At 57.4% G+C, this 22,106-nt stretch carries 21 protein-coding genes; 13 read left to right on the top strand and 8 right to left on the bottom strand.

Annotation, left to right across the window (positions count from 1 at the left end):
- Nucleotides 1–192: 192 nt before the first annotated feature.
- Nucleotides 193–621 (top strand): Zn(2+)-responsive transcriptional regulator, encoded by a 429-nt coding sequence (zntR, locus tag ABD827_RS03775; protein WP_298715811.1) that lies wholly within the window; start codon nt 193–195, stop codon nt 619–621.
- Nucleotides 622–738: 117 nt separating this feature from the next.
- Nucleotides 739–2,022 (top strand): purine/pyrimidine permease, encoded by a 1,284-nt coding sequence (locus tag ABD827_RS03770; RefSeq protein ID WP_344962471.1) that lies wholly within the window; start codon nt 739–741, stop codon nt 2,020–2,022.
- On the opposite strand, the gene ABD827_RS03765 is transcribed toward ABD827_RS03770, so the two are convergent.
- From ABD827_RS03765 to ABD827_RS03745, 5 genes are all read right to left on the bottom strand, one after another.
- Nucleotides 2,019–2,441, bottom strand: a complete 423-nt coding sequence (locus ABD827_RS03765) for a universal stress protein (RefSeq protein ID WP_298715805.1) — start codon at nt 2,439–2,441, stop codon at nt 2,019–2,021. The genes ABD827_RS03770 and ABD827_RS03765 overlap by 4 nt on opposite strands.
- Before the next feature lie 7 nt (nt 2,442–2,448).
- Nucleotides 2,449–3,765 carry a TRAP transporter large permease gene (locus ABD827_RS03760; protein WP_344962468.1) on the bottom strand — a complete coding sequence of 439 codons (1,317 nt, stop codon included), beginning with the start codon at nt 3,763–3,765 and terminating at the stop codon, nt 2,449–2,451.
- Nucleotides 3,765–4,295, bottom strand: coding sequence for a TRAP transporter small permease subunit (locus ABD827_RS03755; protein ID WP_298715801.1), 531 nt, complete (start codon nt 4,293–4,295; stop codon nt 3,765–3,767). Before ABD827_RS03755 ends, ABD827_RS03760 begins: the two co-directional genes overlap by 1 nt.
- A 62-nt stretch (nt 4,296–4,357) precedes the next feature.
- Nucleotides 4,358–5,365 (bottom strand): TRAP transporter substrate-binding protein DctP, encoded by a 1,008-nt coding sequence (gene dctP, locus ABD827_RS03750; RefSeq protein WP_344962465.1) that lies wholly within the window; start codon nt 5,363–5,365, stop codon nt 4,358–4,360.
- 660 nt (nt 5,366–6,025) lie between these two features.
- Nucleotides 6,026–6,958, bottom strand: coding sequence for a LysR family transcriptional regulator (locus ABD827_RS03745; protein WP_344962463.1), 933 nt, complete (start codon nt 6,956–6,958; stop codon nt 6,026–6,028).
- Nucleotides 6,959–7,190: 232 nt separating this feature from the next.
- On the opposite strand from ABD827_RS03745, the gene ABD827_RS03740 reads away from it, so the two are divergent.
- The 7 genes from ABD827_RS03740 (at nt 7,191) to ABD827_RS03710 (ending at nt 14,451) form a co-directional block, all read left to right on the top strand.
- On the top strand, nt 7,191–8,654 hold the full coding sequence (locus ABD827_RS03740; RefSeq protein ID WP_344962460.1) for an NAD-dependent succinate-semialdehyde dehydrogenase: 1,464 nt from the start codon (nt 7,191–7,193) through the stop codon (nt 8,652–8,654).
- Nucleotides 8,655–8,678: 24 nt separating this feature from the next.
- Nucleotides 8,679–9,959, top strand: coding sequence for a 4-aminobutyrate--2-oxoglutarate transaminase (gabT, locus tag ABD827_RS03735; protein WP_344962458.1), 1,281 nt, complete (start codon nt 8,679–8,681; stop codon nt 9,957–9,959).
- A 180-nt stretch (nt 9,960–10,139) separates the two neighbouring features.
- Nucleotides 10,140–10,514, top strand: coding sequence for a hypothetical protein (locus ABD827_RS03730; RefSeq protein ID WP_344962456.1), 375 nt, complete (start codon nt 10,140–10,142; stop codon nt 10,512–10,514).
- Between the two features lie 372 nt (nt 10,515–10,886).
- Nucleotides 10,887–11,078, top strand: a complete 192-nt coding sequence (locus ABD827_RS03725; RefSeq protein WP_298715786.1) for a heavy-metal-associated domain-containing protein — start codon at nt 10,887–10,889, stop codon at nt 11,076–11,078.
- 46 nt (nt 11,079–11,124) lie between these two features.
- The gene (locus ABD827_RS03720) at nt 11,125–11,466 is read left to right on the top strand and encodes a zinc-ribbon domain containing protein (RefSeq protein WP_298715784.1); all 342 of its coding nucleotides are present in this window, start codon (nt 11,125–11,127) and stop codon (nt 11,464–11,466) included.
- Nucleotides 11,463–11,879 (top strand): Cu(I)-responsive transcriptional regulator, encoded by a 417-nt coding sequence (gene cueR, locus ABD827_RS03715; protein WP_344962453.1) that lies wholly within the window; start codon nt 11,463–11,465, stop codon nt 11,877–11,879. The genes ABD827_RS03720 and cueR overlap by 4 nt, the downstream gene beginning before the upstream one ends.
- Nucleotides 11,880–11,952: 73 nt before the next feature.
- Nucleotides 11,953–14,451, top strand: coding sequence for a heavy metal translocating P-type ATPase (locus ABD827_RS03710; RefSeq protein WP_344962451.1), 2,499 nt, complete (start codon nt 11,953–11,955; stop codon nt 14,449–14,451).
- Nucleotides 14,452–14,474: 23 nt separating this feature from the next.
- Here the strand turns inward: ABD827_RS03710 and ABD827_RS03705 are convergent, their stop codons facing one another.
- Entirely contained in the window at nt 14,475–14,624 is a 150-nt protein-coding gene (locus ABD827_RS03705; protein WP_344962449.1) for a hypothetical protein, read from the bottom strand.
- Between the two features lie 229 nt (nt 14,625–14,853).
- Between ABD827_RS03705 and ABD827_RS03700 the strand changes: the two genes are divergently transcribed.
- The 4 genes from ABD827_RS03700 to ABD827_RS03685 all read left to right on the top strand — a co-directional run bounded on the left by ABD827_RS03700 (nt 14,854) and on the right by ABD827_RS03685 (nt 19,228).
- On the top strand, nt 14,854–15,867 hold the full coding sequence (locus ABD827_RS03700) for a TRAP transporter substrate-binding protein (RefSeq protein ID WP_344962447.1): 1,014 nt from the start codon (nt 14,854–14,856) through the stop codon (nt 15,865–15,867).
- 125 nt (nt 15,868–15,992) lie between these two features.
- Entirely contained in the window at nt 15,993–17,945 is a 1,953-nt protein-coding gene (locus ABD827_RS03695; RefSeq protein WP_344962445.1) for a TRAP transporter large permease, read from the top strand.
- Nucleotides 17,946–18,020: 75 nt separating this feature from the next.
- On the top strand, nt 18,021–18,428 hold the full coding sequence (locus tag ABD827_RS03690; protein WP_344962443.1) for a GlcG/HbpS family heme-binding protein: 408 nt from the start codon (nt 18,021–18,023) through the stop codon (nt 18,426–18,428).
- Nucleotides 18,429–18,460: 32 nt separating this feature from the next.
- The gene (locus ABD827_RS03685) at nt 18,461–19,228 is read left to right on the top strand and encodes an IclR family transcriptional regulator (protein WP_344962441.1); all 768 of its coding nucleotides are present in this window, start codon (nt 18,461–18,463) and stop codon (nt 19,226–19,228) included.
- Nucleotides 19,229–19,289: 61 nt separating this feature from the next.
- On the opposite strand, the gene pdxR is transcribed toward ABD827_RS03685, so the two are convergent.
- Together pdxR and chrA are read right to left on the bottom strand one after the other, a co-directional pair.
- Nucleotides 19,290–20,768: a MocR-like pyridoxine biosynthesis transcription factor PdxR gene (gene pdxR / locus ABD827_RS03680; protein WP_344962440.1), complete on the bottom strand. Its 1,479-nt coding sequence runs from the start codon at nt 20,766–20,768 to the stop codon at nt 19,290–19,292.
- A 183-nt stretch (nt 20,769–20,951) separates the two neighbouring features.
- On the bottom strand, nt 20,952–22,082 hold the full coding sequence (gene chrA / locus ABD827_RS03675; RefSeq protein WP_344962438.1) for a chromate efflux transporter: 1,131 nt from the start codon (nt 22,080–22,082) through the stop codon (nt 20,952–20,954).
- Nucleotides 22,083–22,106 lie beyond the last annotated feature (24 nt).

The raw sequence follows: 22,106 nt of genomic DNA, 5'->3' as shown, positions 1-22,106 counted from the left end.
GGGGGTTTGGTAAAATCGACAACCGGGTCATAATGCCGACTTTACCAAACCGCCTGGTACGCCAGAACGGGCGGCATATTCTACTGTATTTTGCCATGGCTTGTGTGACTATTTGCTTTGGTGTCAAGAGATTTCATGTGTAACGAAACGCGGTTTTCAGCACCTGCCAGGCAGGGAAGGGAGTAGTAGCAAATGTTTCGGATTGGTGAGCTGGCCAAACACTTTGGGGTGAAGGCCGACACCCTGCGTTTTTACGAGAAGGAAGGCTTGCTGTCACCCAGCCTGCGTACCCCGGCGGGCTACCGGCTGTACAGCGAGGAAGACAAGCGGCGGCTGCATTTCATTCTGCGCTGCAAGCGGGTCGGCTTTACTCTCAAAGAGGTGGATGAGCTGCTGTCGCTCAGGGTCAGCAGCTGCAAGGTGACTTGTCGCGAGGTCAAGGCGGTGGCCGACGCCAAGATTACCGACGTGGAAGAGCGGATCCGGGAGCTGGAGCAGTTTCGTGATTCGCTGCGCCAGTTGTCCGACGCCTGCTGTGGCGGCCTGGAAAGCGCCGAGCACTGTTCCATTCTGGAAGCACTGGACGGCAAGCAACTTACCGCCGAGAATAACGCCCGTTAACGCCCCCTGATACGGCAGCATTCGCCGCCGTTCTTTTTTGCTCGTCTTTATCAGGGCAGGAACTTTCCTGTCCGCTCTGCTTTGTGCCGCCGTCGGCATCGATCACAGGAGTTGTTTATGCATTCTCGTTTTGGCTGGGGACTGAGTGTCAGCCAGTGGTTTATCTTTTTAATGGCCAATGCCCTGGCGCTGCCCATTATTCTGGGGCAGGCCTTTGGCCTGGACAGCGGCGAGATTGCCGGTCTGATGCAGCGCACCCTGATGCTGGTGGGGTTGAGCTCGCTGTTGCAGTCGGCGCTGGGCCATCGTTACACCATTGCCGACGGTCCGGCCGGCTCCTGGGCCATCGTGTTTGTGGTGATGGCCTATATCGGCAAAGAGCAGGGACACGACAGCGCCGAGACCCTGCAGTTGCTGGCCGGTGGCGTACTGGTGGCCGGAGCCATCATGCTGGTGCTGGGTCTGGCCCGACAGGTACACCGGTTGTTGTTTCTGTTTACTCCACTGGTGACCGGCTGTTTCATGCTGTTGCTGGTGATCCAGCTGGCCGGGGTGTTCGTACGCGGTATGGTGACCGATCCGCGTAGCGGCGTGATCAGCCTGCCGGTGGCGCTGGTGGGCTTGCTGGTGTTTCTGGGCGTCCTGCTCTGCTCTTTCAGCCGTCATTCGCTGTTGCGCACCTATGCGGTCATGGTCGGCATAGTGGCGGGCTGGGCAGCGTTCGCGCTGTTCGATCTGGCTAACACGACCCTGCCCGAGGCGGCATCGGGACTGCAGTGGCCCGCGCTGTTTGCCTTTGGTCCGCCCCGGCTGGACAGCGGCATGCTGATTGTGGCGGTGCTGTTTTCATTGCTGTTGTTTTCCAACCAGGTGGCGGCGGTGTCGGCCATCAGCGCGGTGGTGAGCGAGAAGCAGCCGGATCTGGACCGGGTCATCAACCGCAGCAGTTGGGCGTCGGGGCTCAGCCATTTCATGGCCGGCAGCCTCTCGACCATTGCCGTGGTACCGCTGCCGGTGACCGCCGGCTTCGTACAGCTCACCGGCGACAGCCGACGCGGCCCCTTCATGCTGGCCTGTGTGCTGCTGGCACTGGTAGCCCTGTTCCCGCAGGCGGTAGGCTTTCTGTCACTGCTGCCGGCGCCGGTGGCCAATGCCGCCCTGCTGGCCACCTTTATCAAGCTGGTGGCACTGGCCTTTCAGATGCTGACCAAACAGCCGCTGGACAACCGCTCCAGCACCATCATCGGGGTGTCGCTGTTGCTGGGGGTGGGCTGTATGTTCCTGCCGCCGGAGCTGTATCGTCACCTGCCGGGCCTGGCCCAGTACCTGCTGGGCAACGGCCTGCTGACCGGTACCCTGCTGGCGCTGAGCATGGAAAAGCTGTGGCCGACTCAGCGTTAACGGATCACCAGCACGGTGCAGTCGGCGTGACGCACCACCTTTGATGCATTGGAGCCAAGGAGGTAGGTCTTGGCTCCGGGGCGGGAGGCCGGCATCACGATAAGCTCGATGTCGTGCTTTCTGGCCTGGGCGAGAATGGTGTCGTACACCACCCCGTGCTTGATGCGGATTTTCCCCTGATGCTCTGCCGGAATATTGGCCTGCATGAAGTCGTCGAGCTGCTGTTCGACGACCTTGTTCAGGTTGTCGATCAGCTCGCTGGAATACAGCGGCGCGGCGGCATGGTGAATGCGGGCCGAATTGACGTACAACAGGTGGATCTGCCCCTGTGGGTGGCACAGTTTCAGGGCCGACGCCACAACCTGCGGGTAGAGCGCCTGATGCTCGAAATCCAGCGGTAACAGTATTTGCTTGAACATAAGTGCGTTATCCCATCAGTTTGTTAGGCAGCCAGGTGACGAGTTCCGGCACCAGCATGCAGAGCACCAGTACGCCCAGCTTGAGCATGACAAAGGGCAATACCGACTTGTAGATGTCCATCATGGTCACCCCGGGAGGCGCTATGCCCTTGAGGTAGAACAGGGCGAAGCCGTAGGGCGGGGTCTGCACCGCTATCTCTATGTTCAGAATCATCAGAATACCGAACCAGATAGGATCGTAGCCCAGGCCGATGGCGATAGGGGTAAACAGCGGCGCACAGATCAGCACGATGATCATCTCGTCGATGATGAACCCGAGCAGCAGCATGATGAGCTGCATCATCAGGATGATCATGATGGGGGGCAGATCCAGACCGGCGGCAAAGTCGGCCACCATGCCCTGTACGCCCATCAGCAGGTGAAAGTTGCTGAACACCGAGGCGCCCAGCACGATCCAGATGGCCACGCTCACCAGCAAGGCGGTTTCGATACCGGAGCGCTTCATCATCTTGAGCTTGAAACGCTTGTACATGATGGCCAGCAACAGGGCACCGACCACACCGATGGCACCGGATTCGGTGGGAGTGGCAATGCCGGTGATGATGCTGCCCAGCACCAGCATGATCAGGCCCAGCGCCATGAAGCCGTCGCGCAGGGTGATGAAGCGCTCGCGGGCGTTTTTGGGCACGTCCAGGGCATGGCCCACGGGGGCACGGCCGGGGTTCAGTTTGCAGGAGATCACCACATAGAGCACCATGACGGTGATGGAGATCAGTGCCGGCACCAGGGCGGCGACGAACATCTTGCCGACCGAGGTCTGGGTGGTGGAGCTGAACAGTATCATCGGAATGCTGGGCGGGATCAGTATGCCCAGCCCACCGCCGGCCATGATCACACCGAGTGCCAGCTTCTTGTCGTAGCCGCGCTCCAGCATGGGGCGCAGTGCTATGCTGCCGGAAGTCATGATGCCGGCACCGATGATGCCGACCATGGCACCGATCATGGAGCAGACGCCGATGACGCTGATGGCCAGTGAACCGCGAATACGGCCGATAACCAGCTGGCTGGCCTTGAACATGGCATCGCCGATGCCGGAGCGGGTCAGCAGCTGGCCCATGTAGATATAGAGCGGAATCGCCAGCAGCACGAAGCTGAACAGGGTGCTCTCTATGGTCGTCGGTATTATGTTGAAAATACCCTCGCCCCAGGTGGCATAGCCAATCAGCATGGCCACGCCACCCAGCGCCAGGCCGACCTGGGCACCCAGCGCAAAGGAAATCAGTACGCCCAGCAACAGCAGGCCGGTCAATAACTCGATACTCATTATTCTTCGTCCTCGGACAGCAGGGGCTCACCGGTGATCAATTGCCAGAGGTCTTTCAGCATGTCACTGGACAATTGCAGTAAAAACAGCAGGGCGGCGGCGGTGACCATCACCCAGAAGTGGCCGATGGAAGGACCCCATTCGGACTGGCGGGTATAGCCGAAGTCGATGGCCTCCAGCGCCTTTTCCCAGCTTTTGCTGGCCACTATGATTAAAAAGAATCCGCCCAGGGTATTGGACACCAGATCGAAGATGTTCTTGGTTCGCTGGGATACCGACAGGTAGAGGATATCGACGTTGATATGCGCTTTTTTCAGCTGGCCACTGGCACCGCACAGGGCGCCGATATAACCGAACAGAAACAAAGACACGTCGTAGGCCCACATGGTCGGGCTGTTGAGTACGTAACGGGAAAACACTTCAAAGGCAAGGGTCGCCGCCAGCAGAGGAAGGGCCAGGGCGATGGTCTGACCGACGGTCGACACCAGGAGCCCGACCCCTTTGCACCATAAACAAAGTAGTTTTTTCATTATGCATCCATGGAATGAAAACAGCAGCCCCGCCGCAGCGGGGCTATCTCATCGGAAGTGGGTTACTTCATCAGCTTTACGAGGCGAGAGCTGTATTGGTCGGTCTCGCCATAGTGAGCCCAAACGGCTTCGGCCGCCTGCTGCCACTGGGCCTGGTCGGCCTCAGACGCCTCGGGGCTCCAGATCATGCCCATTTTCTGCATGTCGGCGACAGCTTCCTTTTCCCACAGAACAGATTTTTCTGCCTGCTGGGCGGCGTGCCATTTGCTGGCATCACGCACGACCTGTTTCAGGTCGTCCGGCAGCTTGTTCCAGGAATTCTTGTTCACCAGCACGGGCAGGGCCTGGGCGCTGGACACCGGCAGCGGATACATGAACTTGGCGACTTCGGCGAAGTTGCCGTCGCGGTGGTCGATCAGGTTGGAGCCGATGGTGCCGTCAATCACCCCGGTGGCCAGGCTGGTATACGTTTCCCCCCAGGCCAGGTTAACCGGCGAGGCACCCAGCTCGCGGAAGAAGCGGCCGTAGGCGCCCGGAGCACGGATCTTCAGGCCCTTGAAGTCTTCGACAGACTCGATCTTGGTCTTGGTGATGACGTAGACGCCGGGCTGGAAGTAGGGAGCCAGCCACACCAGGCCATGGCGGTCATAAGCCTCGGTCAGTACCTCGGACCAGCCTTTTTCATAGAACTGGGCGTTCAGCTCTTCCAGAGTACCGCTGGAGCCGGGCAGACCGACCTCGACCACGCCGAAGGGGATTTCACCCGCATGCATGGGCTGAAAGGGGGCAGCCATGTCGAGCAGGCCGGATTTGGTGGCACCGATAATGCCGTTGGTATCGACGCCTTCACCGGCATAAAGCATGTTGATTTTCATGCGGCCGTTGGAGTCGGCTTCTATCTTGTCGGCAAAAGACTGATAGACATCGCCGAAGGCGGTGCCGCGGGAATAGAGGTTGGTAAAGCGCCAGGTCACGTCGGCGGCCATGGCCTCCATGGTGGCGCCCATGCCGGCAACGGCAATCAGGGAGGCGGCGATTTTGGTGCGGGTGGAGCTCCAGATACGAGTCATGTTGTAGTCCCTTGTGTTATCACATTCCATTGCTCTGAGGTGAACTCAAAGTCTGTTTTGGTGTTTTGGTATCGATTCCCCCCTTGGGGTGACATGCAGTCTGCGCCAGCCTCCAAAGGGGATAAATACATAATCATTCATGTTTGGTTTGAACTCAGTCAAACAAACAGCGGGAAACTACGCGATTATCAGCAGTAAGCACCATAATGGTGCATAAATGAAGCAGATTAGTTTGCCGTTGTGTGAGGTGGGTCACGCAGCGGAGCCGGCCGAAGGCCGGACTCGGGGCGCAATACCGCTCAGTTAACGGGATCGATTGGCTTTCAAGCCGACCTTCTGCGCCATGGATGGCGCGGAGGGTCGGCGGAGCAGATTCCTTTATTTTCTCTGATGCCAAGGAGTTGCCTGTTAACGTCGTTTACAGGCAACAGAGATCGACTGCCACGACCATGGAATGCCATGGACGGCATTTCCTGAGCCCTCAGGGGGCAGCTTGCTGCCTGCATCAAGTTTGGTGATGGACCAAACATCCAGTGAATGTTTGCAGCCATCGCCAAGCGCAGATGGCCTTAGCCCATGGCGTGTCGTGGGAGGCAGCTGTGTTGCCTCTGAGCTCGGGTTTAAAAATGATCAGATCTTTATTCAAATTGGTATTAGGACTCAGGGCGCGGCTTTCAGGTGGGCGTGCAGCAGTTGCAGAAACAGCGATTTCAATCGGCTCTGGCGACCATGCAGGCGGGTGATGGCGGTAATGCCCAGATCATGATTTTTCTGCTCCGGCAGCAGCGCTTTCATGCGACCGCTCTCGACCCAGCGGCGGGCGAAGCTCTCGGGCAGAAAGCCGATGTACTGACCCGACAGGATCAAGGCGGCTCTGGGTTCGTAATGATAGGCTCGCCCCGCCAGGCGCATGTCGGCCAGTTGGGCGCTGGACTCGGCATTGGTGTAAATGCCGGGGTGGATCAGCTTGCTGTCGGCCAGCTGCTGCGTGATGTCCTCGTCGTTGTCGACCGCGAACAGCGGGTGGCGATCGCTGCAATACAAAAAGCAGCGCACCTTGTACAGATGATGGTACTCCAGCCCTTCCAGATCCCGGTGATAGTGAATAAAGCCGATATCCGCATCTTCATTCAATACTCGCCGTTCTATCTCGCCCATGTGGGCGACGTCCACGCTGACATTGACGTCGGGTGCCTGACAGCCCAGCGCCGCAAACACATCGGCCATCGGGAACTCGTCTTCCAGCCAGATGTTGTCACTGGAGACTATTTTCAGCTCGCCGGTCAGTTGCTCGTGCAGCTCGTTAACGGTGTAGCGAAATTCTTCCAGCTTAGAAAACAGCCGTTTGGCGGACTCGTAGATCACCATGCCGTCGTCGGTGAGGGCAAACCCGGAGCGGCCTCGTCGGCAGAGCTTGAGCTTGAGCCGGTTTTCCAGGTTGGCCATGTGCACGCTGATGGTGGAGCGACTGATATTGAGCTCGGTCTCGGCCGCCGAAAAGCCGCCGCATTCCACCACCGTCTTGAACAGCTTCAGCAGACGTATTTCATAATCACCGATTTGGCCCAGTACGGGACGGTTTGGCTGGCTCATAGTTTGATAATCTTAAATGTGAATGTTGATACGTGATCATTTATGCGACTTTGAGCGCAAGGCTAACATGCAATCAAAATATGGCCAACGACGGCGCAGGGGCGGTCACGGTAATCGGCATTTTTAACTCGATTCTGTGATGGCGGTGCCGGTTAGGTGGCCGGTGGTCGGCCCATAGTAACGGGGCGGCATGGAATTACACCGAGCACAGTTTTGAGAGGCACAGTTTCCTATGAGCATGAATTCAGTCAACCGCACGCTGGTAAAGAATGCCGGGCACATTGCCGGCGAATGGTGTCAGGCCGACAGCGGCGCCACCATTGCCGTTTACAACCCGGCCACCGGCGAGCCATTGGGCCAGGTGCCCGACATGGGCGTGTTCGAGACCCGCGCGGCCATCGACGCGGCCAGCCAGGCCCTGGCTGGCTGGTCGGCCCTGGCGCCCAAAGAGCGTGCCCGGCTGCTGCGTGCCTGGTATGACCTTATCATCGAGCACAAGGAAGATCTGGCGCTGCTGATGACCCTGGAGCAGGGCAAGCCGCTGTTCGAGACCCGGGGCGAGGTGATGTATGGCGCTTCCTATATCGAATGGTATGCGGAAGAAGGCAAGCGCGCCTATGGCAAGGTGTTTGCCGCTCCCACTGCCGACAAGCGGGCGCTGAGCATTCAGCAGCCGATAGGCGTCGTGGCCGCCATCACGCCCTGGAATTTCCCCAATGCCATGATCACCCGCAAGATTGCCCCGGCGCTGGCCGCCGGTTGCACCATAGTGGTCAAGCCGTCGGAAGAAACTCCTTTCTCTGCCCTGGCGCTGATGGCGCTGGCCGAGCAGGCCGGCATTCCCGCCGGTGTCATCAACATGATTACCTCCAGCCAGGCCGCCGCCGTGGGCAAAACACTGACCGACGACGACCGGGTACGCAAGCTGTCGTTTACCGGCTCTACCCGGGTCGGCAAGCTGCTCTATGCCCAGAGCGCCGATACGGTGAAGAAACTCAGCCTGGAGCTGGGCGGCAACGCGCCCTTTATCGTGTTCGATGATGCGGATCTGGATGCCGCCGTGGCCGGTGCCGTGATCTCCAAGTTTCGCAATGCCGGCCAGACCTGTGTCTGTGCCAACCGCATTCTGGTGCAGGACGGTATTCACGATGCCTTCGTCGCTCGTTTCAAGGAGGCGGTCGAGCAGTTGGTGGTCGGCAACGGCCTGACTGATGCCACTACCCTGGGCCCGGTGATCAATCAGGCGGCGATCGACAAGATTGTCGGCATGGTCGATACCGCCCAGTCGCAGGGCGCCACCCTGGTGACCGGCGGCCAGCGTCATGAGGCGGGTGCGCTGTTCTTCGCGCCCACCATTCTGACCGGCGTGACCCAGCAGATGGACATCGCCCGTCAGGAAATCTTCGGCCCGGTGGCTCCGGTCATTCGTTTCAAGGACGACGCCGAGGCGATCAATATTGCCAACGATACTCCTTACGGCCTGGCCGCCTATTTCTATACCGAAAGCCACAGCCGCATCTGGAAAGTGGCCGAGGCACTGGAGTACGGCATGATTGGCATCAACGAAGGCATTCTGTCCAACGAAATCGCGCCTTTCGGCGGGGTCAAGGAATCCGGCCAGGGGCGCGAAGGCTCCTCCCAGGGACTGGAAGACTACATGGAAACCAAATATTTGTGCATGGGCGGCATCCGCTAAGCCATCTTTTCAGGAGACAAGACAATGAGCAAGAATCAGCAACTGCAACAGCGTAAAGATGCCGTCTTCGCCCGCGGCATGGGCAACATGGCCGCCGTGTATGTGGATCACGCCAAAAACAACGAAATCTGGGACGTGGAAGGCCGTCGCTATATCGACTTCGCCGCCGGTATCGCCGTGGTCAACACCGGCCACAGCCACCCGCGCATTCAGGCCGCCGTGGCCGAGCAGCTGGGCCGTTTCAGCCACACCTGTGCCATGGTCACCCCCTACGAGAGCGCGGTGGCCCTGGCCGAAAAGCTGGTCGAGCTGGCGCCCGGCGACACCCGCAAGAAAGCCATTTTCGTCACCACCGGAGCCGAAGCGGTGGAAAACGCGGTCAAGATTGCCCGCGCCCACACCAAACGCAGTGGCGTTATCGCCTTCAACGGTGGTTTTCACGGTCGCACCAACATGACCATGGGCCTGACTGGCAAGGTGGCGCCTTACAAGGCCGGATTCGGACCCTTCCCGGGCGAGATTTATCACCTGCCTTACCCGAATGAATATCACGGCGTGACCGTCGAGCAGTCGTTGAAGGCGCTCGACGAGTTGTTCCATTGCGACATAGAGCCGGGCCGGGTGGCGGCGCTGATCATAGAGCCGGTACAGGGCGAGGGCGGTTTCTACCAGGCGCCACCGGCATTCCTGCAGCAGCTGCGCACCCTCTGCGATCAGCATGGCATAGTGCTGATTTGTGACGAAATACAGACCGGCTTCGCCCGTACCGGCAAGCTGTTTGCCACCGAATATGCCGGCATAGAGCCGGATCTGATGACCATGGCCAAGGGCATTGCCGGTGGCTTTCCGCTGGCCGCGGTGGTGGGCAAGGCCGACATCATGGATGCGGCCAATCCGGGTGGTCTGGGCGGCACCTATGCGGCGTCTCCGCTGGCCTGCGCCGCCGGTCTGGAAGTGCTGAATATCATCGAGGAAGAGCAGCTGTGCCACAAGGCGCTGGCCCTGGGTGAACTGATGAACAAACGCCTGAGCGAGCTGCAGGCGAAGTATCCTCACCATATCGGCCAGGTTCGCAACCTGGGCGCCATGGTGGCGATGGAGCTGGTTCACAATGGGGATGTGGAGCAGCCCAATGCCGAGCTGACCAGGGCGATGGTGGCCAAGGGCATCGAGAAGGGAGTGATCCTGTTGTCTTGTGGGGTACGAGGCAACGTGATCCGCTTTTTGCCGCCCTTGACCTCGCCGCTGGACGTGGTCGGTGAAGGTCTGGATCTGCTGGAGCAAGTGCTGGCAGAGCTGATCTGATAGCTATACGTCGTAGTCAATACTTTTGGCGGGCCACCTTGGCCCGCTTTTTTTATACCGCCCTCAGCGGCGAAAAGCATAGATGACAATAATGTCATTGTTATGTCAGCTTTTCGTCAGCGCCGCCTTGTTATTCTGTTTCCCGTCAACTACATCCACCCGAATCACGAGGAAACACCCATGCTTAACATGACTCGCTTTATTATTGCCATCAGCGCCGCCGCCCTGGCCCCGCAAGCCGCCTTTGCCTCCGCCGACCAGGTACCTGCAAAGGTGTGTTTCAGTACTGCCAGCCACTTCACCGACGGGGTGGATCTGCATCAGGCAAGACTGCACGGCAATGACGGAGCCGCTGAACAATGCACTTCGGCGCAGGTGTTTCTGAATGCAAACAGCAACTTCAGCGATGGCGTCGATCTGTTGCAGAACAAAATGGCACATCGTGATGCCGAGCAAAACCGGGGTGAAGCCGGCAAGGTATATCTCAATACCGCCAACAACGGCAGCGATGGCGTAGACCGTTTTCACCAGCGTATGGAAAATCTTGGCTGGTAACGCACGAGCGCAGACACAGGGCCGTGTCTTTCTCCTCTGAGGTGATTGTTTTCATACCCAAAAACGAACCTTCGGCGCGCAAGCGCCTTCTCTCCCAGCGCCTTCGCCCCCATCGATAGTCTTCCCCGCGTCTTGCGTGCGCCCCCCATGCCTTTTGTCGCTCAGCGGAGCCTTCCGTCTGGCATTAGCGACTTCCTTCAGATTTCCGCCCTTCAATCATCATTATTCTGCTTATCCGGTAGCGCCGGCCACGGCAAGGCCGAGTGCTCGTTGATCCTTCACCAAAAAACAGTTGACCTTACCATGGTGGTAAGGCTGATACTGAAGGCTCACGATAGTGTTCAATCGTTAGTGTTCAATGAGGAAACCGAAATGATCAGTTTTACCCTGCCCGACATGACCTGTGGCCATTGTGTTGGCGTGCTCAATCAGACGTTGATAGAGCTGGATCCCGACTGCGAGCTGGAATTCGACCTGCTGAATCACATCATCAAGGTAGAGAGCAGCATCCCCCGCGAGCAGCTGGCTGACGCCCTGACCGAGGCGGGTTATCCACCCGCATAAGTTGCCTGACCCGGTGCAAATTCCGGGTTTTGACGGGAGCGCCATCATGAGCAGAACTCCGGACAAGGGGCGCAACCCCAGCGACAAACAACTGCGGGAAGCCGACAGGGTGCAGCTGCTGCATCCGTTACAGCAGCGAGAGCACCCTTCTGCCGTGCCTGCGGATCATGACCAATTGGCCCATATCAATACCTACGGCGCCTTGCCGGATTACTATATCGACCAGCCCTTTATCTGCCGGGTCTGTGGCAAACGGGAGATCTGGAAGGCCCGGGATCAGAAGTGGTATTACGAGGAAGCGAAGGGCCATATCGACGCCATTGCGGTGGAGTGTCATGGTTGCCGCAAGGCCAGAAAACAGGGCCGCGGGCCTGAGGTTCACGAATGAACATAGGCGAAGCCGCAAAAAAGGCCGGTGTCTCGGCCAAGATGATCCGTCATTACGAACAGATAAAGCTGCTGCAGCCGGCGGGGCGAACCGCCGCCGGTTACCGGCAGTACGACGAACCGGATATAGAACGACTCAAGTTCATTCGCCGAGCGCGCTTGCTGGGCTTTTCCATTCGCCAGATCGACGAGCTGCTCAGCCTGTGGCAAAACCCGCAGCGATCCAGCCGGGCGGTAAAACAGGTGGCGCAACAGCATTTGCAGGACGTGGAGCACAAGATGCGTGAGCTGGCGCTGATGCAGGCCACGCTGCAGCAAATGATTAGCGCCTGCCCGGGCGACGAAGGCTCGAGCTGCGCCATTCTCGAACAGCTGTCGTCACCGACATCGCCGGCGGATGCTTCCGAAAAATAACCCGGTATGCTTGACCTTGCCATGGTGGCAAGCCTTAGGCTCGCTTCATGGCATTGACTCGAGGAACAACCTCATGACCTCATCGAATTCCCCTCTTTCTTCCGGCGAGCCGGAGTCCGGCCGTCGCGTGCAACTGCCCATCATCGGCATGAGCTGCGCTTCTTGCGTGCGGCGGGTGGAGCAGGCGCTGCTCAAGGTATCCGGCGTGCAGCAGGCAACCGTCAACCTGGCCAATGAAAAGGCCGAATTGCAGCTTGATGACGACACGCTGCTCGAATCCCTGACCGGGGCCGTGGTGAAAGCCGGCTATCAGAGCCGCACCGAGCAGTTTGAACTGGCCATCATCGGCATGAGCTGCGCCTCCTGTGTGGGCCGGGTAGAAAAGGCGCTGCAAAAGCTGCCCGGTGTGCTGTCGGCCAGCGTCAACCTGGCGGCAGAAACCGCACAGATAGCCGCTCTGGCGGGCAATGTGGATGAACAACAGTTGATGGCGGCGGTAAGCCAGGCCGGGTATGAAGCGGCGCCGCGTTCTGCCGAGCGGGATGACGACACGGCTCGGCGCGCTCGCGAGCAGCAAGCGCTCAAACGCTCTCTGTGGCTGTCGGCACTGCTGACCGCGCCGGTGTTCGTGCTGGAAATGGGCGCGCATTTCGTGCCGGGCATGCACCCGTGGATCATGGACACCCTGGGCCGGCCGTTGAACTGGGGCATTCAGTTTGTGCTGGCCACTCTGGTGTTGTTTGGCCCCGGCTTGCGTTTTCTTCGCCATGGCCTGCCGGCCCTATGGTGGGCGGCGCCGGACATGAATTCGCTGGTGGCGATGGGCAGCCTGTCGGCCTGGGCTTACTCGGTGGTGGCGACTTTTGCCGGCGGCTGGCTGCCCCAGGGCAGCAGGCATGTGTATTTTGAAGCGGCGGCGGTCATCGTCACCCTGATCCTGCTGGGTCGTTATCTGGAGGCCAGGGCCAAGGGCCGCACCGGCGAGGCCATTCAACGACTGCTCAGCCTGCAGGTGATCACGGCGAGGGTGAAGCGCAACGGCGACACCAAAGAGGTGCCGCTGGCACAGGTACGGGTGGGCGATTCGGTGCTGGTGCGGCCCGGTGAACGGGTGCCGGTAGACGGCACAGTGCAGGACGGCAGCTCCTATGTGGACGAGTCCATGCTCACCGGCGAGCCGGTGCCGGTAGCAAAGACCGTGGGTGACGAGGTGGTGGGCGGCACCATCAACAAGAACGGTGCCCTGAGCTTCGAGGCGAACAAGGTGGGCGGCGATACCTTTCTGGCGCAGATTATCCGCATGGTAGAGCAGGCCCAGGGCGCCAAGCTGTCGATTCAGGCGCTGGTCGACAAGGTGACGGCGGTGTTTGTGCCGGTGGTAATGGCGATAGCGGCGCTGACCTTTGTGCTCTGGCTGTGGCTGGGCCCGAGCCCGGCATTGAGTCTGGCGCTGATCAACGGGGTGGCGGTGCTGATTATCGCCTGTCCCTGTGCCATGGGGCTGGCCACACCGACCTCCATCATGGTGGGCACCGGCCGGGCCGCCGAGCTGGGGGTACTGTTTCGCAAGGGGCAGGCGCTGCAGACCCTGCGTAACGCTCGCGTCATCGCCCTCGACAAGACCGGCACCCTTACCAAGGGGCAGCCGGAGCTGACCGATCTGCAGGTGCTGCCCGAGTTCGATGAGAACGAGGTGCTGGCACTGGTGGCGGCGGTAGAGCAACACTCGGAGCATCCGATTGCCGAAGCCATCGTTGCCGCGGCCACCAAGAAAAAGCTGAGCCTGCCGGAGCCCGAGCAGTTCAAGTCCCACTCGGGGCTGGGCGTCAGTGCCACCGTCGAGGGACGGCAAATAGAAGTGGGTGCAGACCGCTATATGAAACAGCTGGGCCATCAGCTGGATGCCCTGGCCGACACGGCGGAACAGCTGGCCCGCGAAGGGAAAAGCCCGCTCTATGTCGTTATCGACGGCCAACTGGCGGCCATTATCGCGGTGGCCGATCCCGTCAAGGAGGGGACACCGGCGGCGATTAAGGCCTTGCATGGACTGGGACTCAAAGTGGCCATGATCACCGGCGACAATCGCCATACCGCTCGGGCCATTGCCAGGCAGTTAGGGATAGATGAGGTGGAAGCCGAGGTCATGCCGGACGGCAAGGTCGACGCCTTGCAGCGTTTGCGCGAGCAGCACGGGCCCGTGGCCTTTGTCGGCGATGGCATCAACGATGCGCCGGCACTGGCCGAGGCGGACGTGGGCATGGCCATCGGTACCGGTACCGATATCGCCATCGAGGCGGCAGAAGTGGTGCTGATGAGCGGTGATCTGCGTGCCGTGCCCAATGCGCTGGCCATCAGCCGGGCCACCCTGCGCAACATTCGCCAGAACCTGTTCTGGGCCTTCGCCTACAACGTCTGCCTGATCCCGGTGGCGGCCGGCGCCTTGTATCCGGGGTTCGGCATTCAGCTGTCGCCCATGCTGGCGGCGGGCGCCATGGCCATGTCCAGCGTGTTCGTGATCGGCAACGCCCTGCGACTGAAAAAATTCAGGGCGGTCAGTCAGCAAAAACAGTGACGCTCAGGACGATATGTTGTTATTCAGCCATGAGCTCGACCCTGCTTGATCATGTCGGCGCATTTTTCGCCGATCATGATCGAGGCGTCGGCAACCCTGAGCCGGTTAGCCAGCACACATCCTGCTGAGCCTGCGCCCACCACGATATAGTCGAACTCCCCCAAAGGTTTCATCTTGATGCAGACCCACTACATGATCGCTCATAAATGGCTCCAAAAGTTTCGGCTTATCTGACAGTGAGCTGACTTTCTGTCAGTAAGTTACCCACCCAATATAATTACTTTTCGATACTATTCGTATCGTTTATTTATTTTTTGTTCATTGACAGGATATATTTTGGTTAATATAGTCTCACTTGTTAACTTTTTGTAAGTTTTTATCAAGTCAAGGATGAGGTTACCTATGAAAATTACTCCGTTTATCCTGTCGTCAGTGGTACTGGCCATGTCGGTCAGTCCGGTCGTCATGGCTGAATACACAGGCCCCAAGATCAAGATGAAGCTGGCGCACACGGCTCCGCCGGGTAATCACATTACTCAGGCCTATGAAAAGTTTGCCGATCTGGTTAAAGAAAAATCGGATAGCCGGATAAGGGTTCAGGTATTTCCGGGGGCTATTCTTGGCAGTGATCGCGTGCTGATAGAAGGGGCGCAGAGAGGGACGCTGGAGGTAGGCGTTAGCTCGACTCCGAATCTGGCAGGCTTTTCTCGCCTTTTCCAGGTCTTTGACTTGCCATACATTACTAGCCCTGAACACCAGGATAAGCTTTACAAGTCTTTGGACAAGGGTGGTCCGCTGAACACCTACTTCGAGCAGGCGTCGAATGAAATTGGTTTGCAGCCCATCATGTACGCAGAATATGGCTATCGCAATTTTGTTTCGACCAGTAAACCGTTAACCGGTCCAGATTCATTATCCGGGTTAAAAATGAGAACCACCGATTCACCGGTAGAAGTGGCAGTGGCCAAGGCGTTGGGCGCGAATCCGGCTCCTATTGCCTGGGGAGAGGTTTATACCGCGCTGCAGCAGGGCACCATAGATGCTGAAGGAAATACTTTTCCGCATATGTTTGGTGCCAAGCACTATGAAAACCTAGAATATGCGGTGACCTCGGCCCATAACTATGGCATGCAGGTGGCAATGGCCAATAAGAACTGGTGGGATTCACTTCCTGTCGAAGCCAGGGAAGTCATTGAAGAAGCAGCTCAGGAAGCGGTTACTTATCAGCGGACAGAAGCTTATCCTGCAAACGAGGATAAAGCCCGAGAGGGAATGTTAGAGGCTGGTATTACTATTCATCAAACAACGGCGGAAGAAAATGCCAGATTTCGTGAGCTGACCAAACCTGTATTTGATGAGTTTGCAACCAATCTACCGGACGATTTAATCAAGCTGGTACAGGATACCCAGCAGTAAAATAGTATTTATCTATTGATTAATGATGGTGCCGGATAGCTGTTATCCAATCCGGGGGCTGCTAACAGGTAGGAGTGATACTTCTACCTTATTTGTTGATGAAGGTATTGTGCCGGAGCTGCTTTATGGAAATGCTAAAGCAAAGCGAAATGCAGGATGTTCGCGAGCGAAAATATTCACTTTTGAATATATTCAATAACCTAGAAAAACCTTTTCTTTTTGTTGGTTTGATTTTGATGATTCTAATCATCAATTACCAGACGTTTTTCAGGTATGGTATATCCACTCTCCTGGACCTGACTGCTACGCCGGGCTTTGAGCAATTTTTCAGTGGCTGGCTGGATATCGGAATGCTGCGTGAAAACATCAAGGGCGCCGTAGGGTGGGGAGTCTGGACCGAAGAGCTGGCAAGATATGTTTTTATCTGGATTTCATATCTTGCAGTATCTATATCCATCCTTACAAGAGGTGGAATTCGAGTTGATGTGTTACACAACAGGCTTTCACAGCGCTGGCAGAGTATTGTCTGGATAATGATTGACTCTTGTACTCTGGTACTGGTGTTTCTTTTTTCTTATATAGGTCTTGATTATGTAAAAATGCAGTTGGCTATGCCACAAGTAACACCCGCTTTGCAGATAGGTTATTACATTCCCTACCTGATATTGCCTATCGGGTTTGGCCTGATGTCGGTGCGTACCTTGCAGACACTGTGGCAACAGAGCAGAAAGATGACACTGTCAGATGTTGTACTGGGCATTGCGTTGTCGGTATTGCTGTTTTTGCCTGTGTTGTTGTCTGAAGACTGGAATGCACCTCTGCTGTTGTTCGGTTACTTTACTTTTTTTCTTGTTTTGGGCGTGCCTATTGCTTTTTCCCTGGGGCTGGCGGGGCTGACCACTGTGCTGGGGGCCGGCACCCTGCCGGTGGATTATCTGGCTCAGATTGCCTTTTCTTCGATCGACTCCTTCCCCATCATGGCCATTCCTTTCTTTATTGCGGCCGGAGTATTCATGGGGGCCGGGGGCTTGTCCAGGCGGCTATTGGCACTGGGTGATGAATTGGTAGGCGCCTTGCCTGGTGGTATGGCACTGGCCAGTATCATGACCTGTATCTTCTTCGCCTCGATCAGTGGTTCCGGCCCGGCCACGGTGGCGGCCATCGGCTCCATTACCATACCGGCCATGATAGCCCGGGGATATGATAAATACTTCTCTGCCACCGTGGTGGCTTGCGCCGGAGCGATTGGGGTGATTATTCCGCCCAGCAACCCCTTTGTGGTCTACGGGGTATCTGCTCAGGTCTCCATCGGCAAGCTGTTTATTGCCGGTATCATACCCGGTTTGATCATGGGCGTGGCCCTGATGGTCGTTGCCTACCTTATCTCCAAGAAACATGGCTGGTATGGTGAAGTGCGGGAGCGCTCGCTAAAAACCTTCATGAGTGCGGCCTGGCAGGCCAAATGGGCCTTGATGGTGCCGGTGATTGTGCTGGGCGGCATCTATGGTGGCATCATGACGCCGACCGAAGCCGCGGCCGTCGCCGCCCTTTATGGCCTGTTCGTGGGGTTGTGCATTCACAAGGAACTGACCTTCGCCAGCCTCTGGTCCTCGGCTCAGGACGCCGCCGGCATTTCATCCATCATTATATTGCTGATGGCGATGGCGACCATTTTTGGCAATATCATGACCATTGAGCAGATCCCCGAGTTTATTGCCGATTCTATTCTGGCTTTGACCTCAAACAAGATTGTTATTCTGATCATGATAAATATATTTCTGCTCTGGATTGGTATTTTCATGGAAGCACTGGCAGCCATCGTTATTCTCACACCGATTTTGCTGCCACTGGTCATAGCGGTGGGGGTAGACCCGATTCATTTCGGGGTGATGATGGTCATGAATCTGGCAATTGGATTCATTACGCCACCGGTGGGGGTGAATCTATTCGTGGCCAGTGGTATTGCCAATGTCAGTATTGGTGGTCTTGCCAAGTCTATCTGGGTGTATCTGCTGGTGATGATAACGGTGCTGATGTTGGTTACTTATATTCCGGAAATATCATTGTTTTTATTATGACGGTTTCTTTAACACAAGCGAAGCCTGATGGCTTCGCTTTTATTTTTTAGGGCTGCAAAGATAAAGGAGCCATCTTTGACTATTAATTCAATGACAGTTGCGGCGGCCTGCCTGACAACGGCCAACATGGCCGGGCAATATAGGGGGAAACCGGTCTGTTTTGCGGCCGTTGATGCTTCGGGAGCCCTGATTTATCTGTACCGGATGGATGGAGCGCCCGAACGGCTGATCAATATTGCAATAGGCAAGGCCTATACGGCAGCCAGGATGGGGGTATCGACCGAGGCCTTCAAGCTGAGGCTGTTGAACGAGCAGCTGTCTCTGGCGGATTTTATGGATGAAAAATTCACCTCTCTGCCAGGCGGGCTGCCCTTGTTTGAGAAGGATCAACTGGTTGGCGCGATTGGCGTCAGCGGCCGAGCCCTGGAGGAAGATGTGGTCCTTTGTCGGCAGTTCGCGGAACGTATCCAGATATCCCTATGATAAACTGCCTGAAAATTCATTCAGGAGGGCTTATGAGTACATCAGCCAGTGCAACCAACTCAACTCTGCTTCGTGCTTTTGCCTTGATCGAGGAAATGCTCAAGGAGGACAGGGCGACCACGGCGGCAGACTTGTGCCAGCGTCTGGATGTGCCCAAGCCAACAATACACCGTATTATCGGCCAGCTGGAGCAGGAAGGTCTGTTGCAGAAAGAGCCCGATGGCCGTCACTTTAGTCCGGGACCGCGCTTGAGAAAAATGGCTCTGGGCGTGCTGGCCCAACGCAGTGTCGGGGCTCCGAGACGGGCGGTATTGCAGAAACTGGCCGAAGAGCTGGGAGAAACCTGCAATATTGCCCTGCTGGATGGCCATGAACTGGTCTATTTCGAACGGGTCGAAACCAACTGGCCGGTACGGATACAGCTGCATCCGGGGTCGCGTATGCCATTACACAGTACCGCAGCCGGAAAGCTATTGCTGGCATTAATACCGCTGCATAAACGTAAGGCCTTATTAAGCGGCTTGTCTCTGGATGCTCATACCCGACATACCATTACCGATAGGGAACAGTTGGAACTTGAACTGGAGAAGATTGCCGCCAATACCCTGAGTATTGATAATGAAGAAATGTTTGAGGGCATGGTGGCTTTTGCCGTGCCGGTATACGACGAGGTGGGGCAGGTACGCGCGGCAGTCGCCGTACATGCCCCTACCGCTCGTAAGCCGCTGGCCAGCCTGATGGAGTGGGCCCCGACCTTGCGCCGTGCTGCCGCCCAGCTACAGGTTGTGCTGGATCTGTAAATCCCCGGTTTTCATGCAAAACACCTGTTCTCATGCAGCATAAAGGAGGCCACCGGTTCCTTTATGCTGCCGTTTCCGCTTGTAGCTGTGCCTTTATTTTGGCCAGCAACCTGATGCCGGATTCGATCTTTTCGAGCGGTATCGCCGAGAGGCCTATCTTGAGATAGTTTTTCGGCAGATGGTTGCTGAAATGGTAGCTGTCGGCGGAGATCAGCAGCAGCCCTTCTTTTGCCGCTCTTTGTTTCAGCAGCCCTGCATCTATATGTTCTGGCAGTTCCAGCCAGCAAGAAGAACCGCTGATGGGAGAGCTGATGCAGTCGGGCAGGTGCTGCTTTAACGCCTGCGCCAGGCATTCCCCTCGCTCCTGGAATACCCGGGTCAGTTTTCGCAACAGGGCATCGTGATAGCCCTGGGCCAGAAACAGCGCCACGGCGCGCTGGTTATTGAGCGGCGGGTGACGCAGCATCAGCTGGCGAAGATTACGGGCTTCCTGGATCAGGGCTTTGGGGCCAACCAGAAATCCCATGCGCAATCCGGGAGCCAGTGTCTTGGACAGGCTGCCGATGTAAAGCACCCGTTCGGCCTTGTCCAGGCTCTTCAGGGCAGGGGTTGGATGGGTATCGAAGTTCATTTCCATCTCATAGTCATCTTCAATGACGATGAAATCCTGTTGTTGTGCGGCTTCCAATAGTGCGAGCCGTCGTGCCAGCGGCATGGTTACTGCGGTCGGACACTGGTGGCTGGGGGTCAGGTAGACGGCATCACATTCGTTCAGCTGCTTATCAACCACCATGCCATCTTCGTCGATCCCCAGGCTTTTCACTCGGGCATTGAATACCCGGGCGATATGGCCGGCACTGACATAACCGGGATCTTCAATACCGAAACAGGATTGGCCGTCCAGTAATAGCTGGGCCAGTAGATAGATAGCCTGCTGTGAACCAACGGTGACCAGAATTTCTTCACTGCTCGCCTGTATGCCCCGGCTGGGCAGGATGCGTTTCTGCAGCTGCTCGATCAACTGAGGATCGTCGCTGTCGTAACGATCCGAGCTCCAGTCACGGATAGCCTGCACGCTGACGGCGTCCTTCCAGCATTTACGCCAGCTGTCGATGGGAAACAGGCTGGTATCCAGCTGACCGTAAACAAAGGGGTATTGATAGCTTTGCCAGGAATGGGACTGACTGGCATTGATCTGATGGCCGGGTTTTACCTTAAGCCGATCAAGCCAGTTTACCTTGTCGATATGGGTATCTTCAGGCATGGCCCGGGAGGCGTCAAGGTGACCACCGGCAAACTGGGCGTTGACATAATAACCGCTGCGCTCACGGGAAATAAGGTAACCATCCGAGACCAGCTCGTCATACACCAGCACTATGGTATTACGTGCTACATTCAGGTTTTTAGCCAGGCTACGACAAGAAGGGAGCGGTTTGCTCGGGGGCAAAAAACCACCCAGTATGGCACTGACCAAGTGTTCCCGGACCTGCTGTTGCAGGGTCGCCTGACTACCTCTGTCGAGATGGAAAAGTGCCGACATCCTGTGGCCTCCGTGATGAACTGTGAGTGAACGCACAGGGCATTGATAAAGCGATCGCAATCCCCTGTAACTCGCCGGTAATACCCTTGTTAGCGGCTTTTATATCTCGATATTTACATAAAAATACGCTTACATCATGAAAAGTGAGTTTTTATTTCTCATTTTGTTTGTTGTCGGCCACGTTCACAGCCAGAATCCCAGTAGCATGAAGGCCGGTATCAATACCAGCAGCGGGCATTTGAAGGTGCGCAGGGCCAGCAGGCCCAGGGCAGCGGCGGCCAGTGCCGGGGCGCCGGTCACGCTGCTGACAAACACCGGCTGATACAAGGCTGCCAGCAATAATCCCACCACCGCGGCGTTGATGCCGCTCACCGCACCGGCCATCACCGGCCGCGCCGCCAATGCCTGCCAGCTGTGTTGCAATGCCAGCACCAGCAGAAAGCCGGGCAGAAACACCCCGAAAGTGGCGACCAATGCCCCCAGTATCGGTGCCGTTGGCAACAGTTCGGCGCCTAAAAAGCTCGCCAGGGTAAACATGGGGCCGGGCATGGCCTGAGCCGCCGCATAACCGGTCAGAAATACGTCCTGTGACAGCTGCTCCGCCAGCAGTCCCTGCAGCAGCGGCAGTACCACATGGCCGCCGCCAAACACCAGGCTGCCGGCCTGATAAAAGTCGGCAAAGATCGCCGCCGTGCCGGTGAGTGCCAGCAGCGGCATCACCAGCAGCAAGCCCAGAAACAGCAACAGAAATGGCAGGTTAAGACCGAGTGGCTGGCCGGGTTCGGCGTGCTCTTTTTTCAGCAACTGGGCACCGGTCAGCGCCGCCGCCAGCAGCACCACAAACTGACCGGCCAGTCCCGGCAGTAGCCACAGCAGGGCGGCGCTCAACACGGCGATGGTCAGGGTCAGCCGTTGGCGGCAGAACTGACTGGCCATGGTCAGTACGGCATCGGCCACCACCACCAGTGCAAACAGCTTGAGTCCGGTCACGATGGCCAGGGCTGCCGGTTGGCTGGCCCAGGTTTGCCCGGCCAGGGCCAGCCCCAGCATCAACAGAAAAGAGGGCAGGGTGAAACCGGCAAAGGCCGCCAGGGCCCCCGTGAGCCCGGCGCGTTGGTAGCCGATGGCAAAGCCCAGCTGGCTGGAGGCGGGGCCGGGCAGAAACTGGCACAGGGCGAGGGTAGAAGCGAAGCGATCCTGCGGTATCCAACCGAGTTTTTGCACGAAATGGCGTTGAAAATAGCCTATATGAGCGGCGGGACCACCGAAGCTTATCCAGCCGAGTTTAAAGAATTGCCAGAACACCTGGAGCATAAATGACGTCATCCATTATCAGGG

Source organism: Oceanisphaera sediminis (assembly GCF_039539745.1).
Taxonomy (GTDB): Bacteria; Pseudomonadota; Gammaproteobacteria; order Enterobacterales; family Aeromonadaceae; genus Oceanimonas; species Oceanimonas sediminis.
This window is presented reverse-complemented; position numbering and strand designations above follow the sequence as displayed.